This window comes from Streptomyces sp. NPDC058955, from assembly GCF_042741435.1.
Classification (GTDB): Bacteria; Actinomycetota; Actinomycetes; order Streptomycetales; family Streptomycetaceae; genus Streptomyces.
Genome location: NZ_JBHYKM010000045.1, coordinates 1,189 through 7,031, shown reverse-complemented (window position 1 = coordinate 7,031; position 5,843 = coordinate 1,189). Strand labels below are relative to the sequence as shown.

The window sequence follows — 5,843 nt, the reverse complement described above, 5'->3', positions numbered from 1 at the left end:
CCCCCGCGGGGGGGGGGGGGGGGGGGGGGGGGGGGGGCGCCCCCCGTGTCGCGGGGGGGGGGGGGGGGCCCCACCCCCCCCCCCCCCGGCCCCCCCCCCCCGCCCCCGCCCCGCCCCCGTCACCCCTCCCGCTGCGGGAACGCGTGCAGGTGGAGCCGTACCCGCGCCGCGTCCGCCGCGCGTGCCTCCGCGTGGTCCTGGTACTCCGCGATCAGCGCGTGCAGCCGTTCGCCGAGTTCGCGCGCGACCGCCGGCGGCAGCCGCAGCGTGAAGTCGCTCATGTCGGAGGCCCCGGCCCAGGCGGTGTCCCACTCGTGGCGGGTGGCGATCCAGGACGACAGCTCCTGGGTGTGGTGGGACGCGACCTCGTGCATGAGGAGGTCGGCCGCGCCCCGCACCGCCGGGTCGGGGTCGTGGTGCAGGGTCTCGTCGAAGCTGATGCCGCGCTGGACGGCCCGCCACCACCGCTCGCGCCCCTTCCCGAGGGTCGGCTCGTCCTCGACGAAGCCGTGGGCGGCGAGCTGGCGGAGGTGGTAGCTGGTGGCGCCGCTGGACTCGCCGAGGCGTCCGGCGAGTCCGGAGGCGGTGGCGGGGCCGTCGTGGCGCAGGGAGCGGAGGAGCTGGATGCGGAGCGGGTGGGCGAGGCCGCGCAGGGAGCGTGGGTCGAGCACGCGGGTGTCCTGCGGCCGCGGCGCCCGCCGGGGCTGGGGCTCGTTCGGCATGGGGCGAGCGTAGGCATGCAAAGAACCCGTTGCAAGGGTTTCTTTGCAACGGGTTCTTTGGACTGTTGGCGCAACGGTTTCCCCGGTCCCGGCACAGCGGCTTCCCCGGGCCCCGGCGGGGGCTGCTTCGGCTACTCCGGCTCCCCGCCCGCCGCCTGCTCCACCAGCGGGATGATCCGCAGTGGCACCGCGTTCTCCATCACGATCGCCGTCGACGCCCGCACGATCCCGTCGAAGGCCACCACCTTGTCGATCACCCGCTGGAGGTCCGCGTTCGACCGGGCCACCAGCCGGCACAGCATGTCCCCGTGCCCGGTCGTCGTGTGCAGCTCCAGCACCTCCGGGACGGTCGCCAGGTGCTCCCGCACGTCCGCGCCCTGGCCCTGCTTGATCTCCAGCGTCGCGAAGGCCGTCACCGGATATCCCAGCGCCGCCGGGTCCACCTGCGGCCCGAAGCCGCGGATCACCCCGCTCGCCTGGAGCCGGTCGAGCCGCGCCTGGACGGTGCCGCGGGCCACCCCGAGCCGCCGCGACGCCTCCAGGACGCCGATCCTCGGCTCCCTCGCCAGGAGCACGATCAGCCGGCCGTCCAAATGATCGATCGCCACGACGCCCTCCGAGTGGTCACGATGTACAAGTCGCCCGCCCATACTCGCGGGTCGCTGTACAGATTGACCACCCCTGCAGCGAACTATTGCGCACCTTGCGAGGCGGCGGGACCCTCCTTCCATGACTGAGATCCTTGACCACACCCCTTCCACCGCGCGTGAGGCCGACCCCTTCCCGGTGAAGGGCATGGACGCGGTCGTCTTCGCCGTCGGCAACGCCAAGCAGGCCGCGCACTACTACTCCACGGCCTTCGGCATGAAGCTGGTCGCCTACTCCGGACCGGAGAACGGCAGCCGCGAGACCGCCAGTTACGTCCTCACCAACGGCTCCGCCCGTTTCGTGTTCACCTCCGTCATCAAGGCGACCGGCGACTGGGGCCGCTTCCTCGACGAGCACGTCGCCGAGCACGGCGACGGCGTCGTCGACCTGGCGATCGAGGTCCCCGACGCCCGCGCCGCCTACGCCCACGCCGTCGCCCAGGGCGCGACCGGCCTGGTGGAGCCGTACGAGCTGAAGGACGAGCACGGCACCGTCGTCCTCGCCGCCATCGCCACCTACGGCAAGACCCGCCACACCCTCGTCGAGCGCTCCGGCTACGACGGCCCGTACCTCCCCGGCTACGTCGCCGCCGCCCCGATCGTCGAGCCCCCGGCCAAGCGCACCTTCCAGGCCATCGACCACTGCGTCGGCAACGTCGAACTCGGCAAGATGAACGAGTGGGTGACGTTCTACAACGACGTCATGGGCTTCACCAACATGAAGGAGTTCGTCGGCGACGACATCGCCACCGAGTACTCCGCCCTCATGTCGAAGGTCGTCGCGGACGGCACCAAGAAGGTGAAGTTCCCGATCAACGAGCCGGCGATCGCGAAGAAGAAGTCGCAGATCGACGAGTACCTGGAGTTCTACAACGGCCCGGGCGTCCAGCACATCGCCCTCGCCACCAACGACATCGTCGCCACCGTGCGCGCGATGCGCGCCGCCGGCGTCCAGTTCCTGTCCGTCCCGGACACCTACTACGACACCCTCGGCGAGTGGGTCGGCGACACCCGCGTGCCGATCGACGAGCTGCGCGAGCTGAAGATCCTCGCCGACCGCGACGAGGACGGCTACCTGCTCCAGATCTTCACCAAGCCGGTCCAGGACCGCCCGACCGTCTTCTTCGAGATGATCGAGCGCCACGGCTCCATGGGCTTCGGCAAGGGCAACTTCAAGGCCCTCTTCGAGGCCATCGAGCGCGAGCAGGAGAAGCGCGGCAACCTGTAGGGCCGACGGCGCGTCCGGGGCGGGGCCCGGGGCCCGCTCCGGACGCGCGGTCAACTCTTCGGGGCCTTCGTCCCCCCGGCGGGCCTCAGCGCGTCCTTCGGCACCGCGTCCGGGTCCGGCTCGCCCAGCCCCGCGAGCGCCGCCTCCGCCCGGGGCGCGTGCAGCGGCGAGAACGACGGATGGATCCGCAGCGCCTCCTCCAGGTGCCGCCGCGCCGGACCCGTCCTCCCGAGCGCCCGCTCGATCTCGCCCAGGTGGTAGGTGTACGCGGCGCTGCGCAGCCCCTCGTCGGTGGCCCGCCGCGCGTACGGCAGCGCCTCCTCCGGCTCGCCCGCCCGGTACAGCGCCCAGCCCAGCGCGTCCGCCACCGCCACCGACCGGTGGCCCTTCGCCCACGCCTCCCGCAGCCGGACCACCGCCGCCTCCGGATCGCCGTGGTCCGCGTCCAGCAGCCCGAGCACCACCTCGGCCGAGCCGGCGGCCCGGCTCCCGTCCCGCAGCCGCTGGTACGCCGCCCGCGCGTCCCCGTCCAGGCCCAGCGCCTCGGCCAGCTCCCCGGACTCCAGGACGTACTCCGGCAGCGGCTGCCGGGCCAGCGCCGCCCGCCAGTCCCGCTGCGCCTCCTCGGTCCGCCCCAGGGCCGCCAGCGCCCGCGCCCGGCCCGCCAGCGCCGGACCGTGGTCCCGCACGAACCGCAGCGCCGTCCCGTACCGCTCCAGCGCCTCCGCCGGCTCGCCCCGCTCCCACGCGAACTGCCCGAGCCGGCTGTGCGCCGCCGCCCGCTCCGCGTCCGTCGCCGCCAGCGCCGCCGCGTCCAGGGCCGTGGCGTCGGCGTCCTCCCGCCAGCCCCGGTCCCGGTAGACCTGCGCCGCCCGGCCCCGCACCACCGCCCCGCCGTGCAGCTTCTCCAGGCTCTCCATCGCCTTCCGGGCCGCCGGATAGTCCCCGAGCCCGTTGTACGCGTCGATGAGCAGCGGATACGTGTTCCACCGCCGCGGCGACGCCGCGCGGACCCGCTCGCCCCACTCCTTCGCGCCCTTCCAGTCGCCCCGCGCCCCCGCGAGGACCCCCAGGCCCAGCTGGGCGTCCACGTTCCCCCGGGCGGCGGGGAGTTCGGCGAGCGACCGGTCCAGGGCCCGCTCGGCCCGCGGCAGGTCCCGCACGTCCCCGAGCCGGGTGCCCCGCTCCGTGTAGGCGGCGCCGAGCACCGCCCACGAGGCCGCGTCGTCCGGGTGCTCCGCCAGCCACCTCTCCCGGTCGCCGATCAGCGCCACCAGGTCCGGCAGCGCCGCCGGCGCGCCCGCGTGCGCCGCGCTCACCGCCCGCTCCGCGGGCCCCGGCGGCCGCGGCGGAGCGTCCCGGTCCAGGAACTCCGGCAGATACAGCAGCGCCGTCGCCGCGAGCACCGCCGCCACCCCGGAGGCGAGCACCACCCGCGACACGTTCTGGCTCTTCATCGCGCACATGCGCCTCACTGTGCGCCCGCCCGCGCTCGTACGAAGAGCACACCGGCCGCCCGTCCCGGCGGGTTCACACCGATGGCCCCCGGTGCCACGCTGGGACCATGGACGATCTCCAGACGACCCAGCCGGCTCCCCACGCGGCCCTGCTCGCGGACCTCCACGCCGGTCTCCCCGCCGACGCCGTCCTCACCGACCCGGACGTCACGGCCTCCTACGCCCACGACATGGCGAGCTTCTGCACGGCCGGCACCCCCGCGGCCGTCGTGCTCCCGCGCACCGTCGAACAGGTCCGGCACGTGATGCGGACCGCGACCGCGCACCGCGTCCCGGTCGTGCCGCAGGGCGCCCGCACCGGACTCTCCGGGGGCGCCAACGCCTCCGAGGGCTGCGTCGTGCTCTCCCTCGTCAAGATGGACCGGATCCTGGAGATCGACCCGGTCGACCGCGTCGCCGTGGTCGAGCCCGGCGTGGTCAACGCGGTGCTGTCCCGCGCCGTCAACGAACACGGCCTGTACTACCCGCCGGACCCCTCCAGCTGGGAGTCGTGCACCATCGGCGGCAACATCGGCACCGCCTCCGGCGGCCTGTGCTGCGTCAAGTACGGCGTCACCGCCGAGTACGTCCTCGGCCTCGACGTCGTCCTCGCCGACGGACGCCTCCTCAGCACCGGCCGGCGCACCGCCAAGGGCGTCGCCGGATACGACCTCACCCGCCTCTTCGTCGGCTCCGAGGGCAGCCTCGGCATCGTCGTGAAGGCCGTCCTCGCCCTCAAGCCGCAGCCGCCCGCCCAGCTCGTCCTCGCCGCCGAGTTCCCCTCCACGGACGCCGCCTGCGCCGCCGTCTGCGCGATCATGGAGCGCGGCCACACCCCCTCGCTCCTCGAACTCATGGACCGCACCACCGTCCAGGCGGTCAACCGGGTGGCGAGGATGGGCCTCCCCGAGACCACCGAGGCGCTCCTCCTCTGCGCCTTCGACACCCCCGACCCGGCCGCCGACCTCACCGCCGTCGGCGCGCTGTGCACCGCCGCCGGCGCGACCGAGGTCGTCCCGGCCGCCGACGCCGCCGAGTCCGAACTCCTCCTGCAGGCCCGGCGGCTCTCCCTCACCGCCCTGGAGACCCTCAGGCCCGCCACGATGATCGACGACGTCTGCGTGCCCCGCACCCGGCTCGCCGAGATGCTCGCCGGCACCACCGCCATCGCCGAGAAGTACGCCCTCACCATCGGCGTCTGCGCCCACGCGGGCGACGGCAACACCCACCCCGTCGTCTGCTTCGACCACACCGACGAGGACGAGTCCCGGCGCGCCCGCGAGTCCTTCGACGCGATCATGGCGCTCGGCCTCTCCCTCGGCGGCACCATCACCGGCGAACACGGCGTCGGCGTCCTCAAGAAGGAATGGCTGGCCCGCGAACTCGGCCCCGTCGGCGTCGAACTCCAGCGGGAGATCAAGCGCGTCTTCGACCCGCTCGGACTGCTCAACCCCGGAAAGCTCTTCTGAGCCCGTCCGTACGGACACGGGGACGGGCTCACAGCTCGCCGTCCTGCGACTCGTCCGACGGCCACGGGTCGCGCAGCCACAGGTCGTCGCCGACCACGGTGGTCGCGAGCAGCTCCGCCAGCCCGTCGTCGATGCCCAGCCGCTCCGACTCGGTGCCCGGCGGGACCGCGCGCAGGGTCCGCTCCAGCCAGGCGGCCACCAGCGCCGCCGGGGCCGCCCGGGGCGCGGCGCCGTCGGGGGGGGGGAGGGCCCTCAGGATCACGCGGCGGGCGTGGACCAAA

At 74.3% G+C, this 5,843-nt stretch carries 5 protein-coding genes and 1 pseudogene; 2 read left to right on the top strand and 4 right to left on the bottom strand.

Annotation, left to right across the window (positions count from 1 at the left end; translation table 11 throughout):
• Nucleotides 1-119 precede the first annotated feature (119 nt).
• Nucleotides 120-722: an ArsR/SmtB family transcription factor gene (locus ACFW1I_RS18930; protein ID WP_384671135.1), complete on the bottom strand. Its 603-nt coding sequence runs from the start codon at nucleotides 720-722 to the stop codon at nucleotides 120-122.
• 131 nt (nucleotides 723-853) lie between these two features.
• On the bottom strand, nucleotides 854-1,330 hold the full coding sequence (locus tag ACFW1I_RS18925) for an Lrp/AsnC family transcriptional regulator (RefSeq protein ID WP_384671132.1): 477 nt from the start codon (nucleotides 1,328-1,330) through the stop codon (nucleotides 854-856).
• Between the two features lie 121 nt (nucleotides 1,331-1,451).
• On the opposite strand from ACFW1I_RS18925, the gene hppD reads away from it, so the two are divergent.
• Complete coding sequence (gene hppD, locus ACFW1I_RS18920) at nucleotides 1,452-2,597, top strand: 4-hydroxyphenylpyruvate dioxygenase (RefSeq protein ID WP_384671129.1); 1,146 nt, start codon at nucleotides 1,452-1,454, stop codon at nucleotides 2,595-2,597.
• A gap of 50 nt (nucleotides 2,598-2,647) precedes the next feature.
• On the opposite strand, the gene ACFW1I_RS18915 is transcribed toward hppD, so the two are convergent.
• Nucleotides 2,648-4,063, bottom strand: a complete 1,416-nt coding sequence (locus ACFW1I_RS18915) for a tetratricopeptide repeat protein (protein ID WP_384671127.1) — start codon at nucleotides 4,061-4,063, stop codon at nucleotides 2,648-2,650.
• Between the two features lie 98 nt (nucleotides 4,064-4,161).
• On the opposite strand from ACFW1I_RS18915, the gene ACFW1I_RS18910 reads away from it, so the two are divergent.
• Nucleotides 4,162-5,562, top strand: a complete 1,401-nt coding sequence (locus ACFW1I_RS18910) for an FAD-binding oxidoreductase (protein WP_384671124.1) — start codon at nucleotides 4,162-4,164, stop codon at nucleotides 5,560-5,562.
• A 28-nt stretch (nucleotides 5,563-5,590) separates the two neighbouring features.
• Here ACFW1I_RS18910 and ACFW1I_RS18905 read toward each other — a convergent pair.
• Nucleotides 5,591-5,843: pseudogene (locus ACFW1I_RS18905) on the bottom strand (SsgA family sporulation/cell division regulator); the annotation flags it as partial.